We start from the raw sequence: 1,284 nt of genomic DNA, 5'->3' as shown, positions 1-1,284 counted from the left end.
TATCCGCGGGCGAGCCCCTTGGGGCCCGCCCCCTCCACCATGCTTCGCATGGTCCCCCTCCCCGCGAGCGGGGAGGATTAGGTGGACAATATCGCCCGCGCGCGCTCGCAATCCGCCGCCATCTGCGCCTGAAGCGCCTCCAGCCCATCGAACTTCGCTTCGGGGCGGAGGTATTCGATCAGCTCGACCTCGATTGTCTGCCCATACAGATCCTCGGCAAAGTCGAAGAAATATGCCTCGAGCAGTTCGACCGGCGGCTCGAACATCGGCCGGATGCCGAGATTCGCCGCGCCTGCCAGCACGCGCCCGTCCGGCAGGCGCCCCCGCACCGCATAGATGCCGTAGGCCGGCCGCAGATACTTGCCCATGTCGACGTTGGCGGTGGGATAGCCGATCGTCCGCCCCAGTTTCGCGCCGCCCTGGACGACGCCCTCCACCGCGAACGGCCGGGTCAGCAGCGCCGCCGCCTCGCGCGGGCGCCCGGCCTGAAGCGCGTCGCGGATGCGGCTGGACGACACCACGCCACCGTCCGCGACCACCGGCCCGACGGTATCGACCGAGAAGCCGAGGTCCTCACCCAGCCGCCGCAGGACGTCGACGTTTCCGCTTTTCCGATAGCCGAAGGTGAAGTCCTCGCCGGTCACGACGCCACCGGCCCCGACCAGGCCCAGCAGCCGCTCCGCGACGAACGCGCGCGCATCCAGGCTGGCAAGCGCGGCGTCGAACGCAAAGACCAGCATCGCGTCCGCACCGGCCGCTGCGAACAACCGCTCGCGCTGGTCGAGCGTCGTCAGGCGGAACGGCGCGGCATCGGGCTTGAAGTGGCGCACGGGGTGCGGATCGAACGTCGCGATCAGCGCCGGGCGGCCCTCGTCGCGCGCGCGCGCGATGGCCGCGCCGGCCACCGCCTGATGGCCGAGATGGAAACCATCGAAATTGCCGAGCGCCACGATCCCGCCGCGCAATTCGGACGGAACCGGCGCCTCCCCGCCGAGCCGCACCATGCGCGCGAGCCTTACGGACCAAAGTGGTGGAGGACAATGCGCTGTTGCATCCCGCCCGTGCTGTGCCAGAGCATGGCGGCATGACCGACCCCCGCACCGCCGACGTCCTCATCATCGGCTCGGGCGCCGCGGGCCTGACCGCCGCGCTCAATCTCGCCGACCGCTTCCGTGTCACCGTGCTGGCCAAGGGCGGTTTCGACGAAGGCTCGACGGCGTGGGCGCAGGGCGGGATCGCCGCGGTGCTGGAACCCGGCGACACGTTCGACAACCACGTCGAGGA

2 protein-coding genes are annotated in these 1,284 nt (G+C 70.5%); one reads left to right on the top strand and one right to left on the bottom strand.

Annotated elements, in window-relative coordinates; translation table 11 throughout:
- Nucleotides 1-77 precede the first annotated feature (77 nt).
- Nucleotides 78-1,004 (bottom strand): bifunctional riboflavin kinase/FAD synthetase, encoded by a 927-nt coding sequence (locus ASE86_RS01365; RefSeq protein ID WP_056421722.1) that lies wholly within the window; start codon nucleotides 1,002-1,004, stop codon nucleotides 78-80.
- Nucleotides 1,005-1,084: 80 nt separating this feature from the next.
- Here ASE86_RS01365 and ASE86_RS16390 point away from each other — a divergent pair.
- Nucleotides 1,085-1,284: FAD-dependent oxidoreductase (locus ASE86_RS16390; protein ID WP_235523953.1), on the top strand; the 200-nt coding region annotated here is incomplete at its 3' end.

This window comes from Sphingomonas sp. Leaf33, from assembly GCF_001421785.1.
Lineage (GTDB): Bacteria > Pseudomonadota > Alphaproteobacteria > Sphingomonadales > Sphingomonadaceae > Sphingomonas.
This window is presented reverse-complemented; position numbering and strand designations above follow the sequence as displayed.

What these genes read in the sequence shown, in the direction of transcription:
- ASE86_RS01365 (WP_056421722.1), bottom strand. Translation starts at nt 1,004, where the DNA reads ATGGTGCGGCTCGGCGGGGAGGCGCCGGTTCCGTCCGAATTGCGCGGC.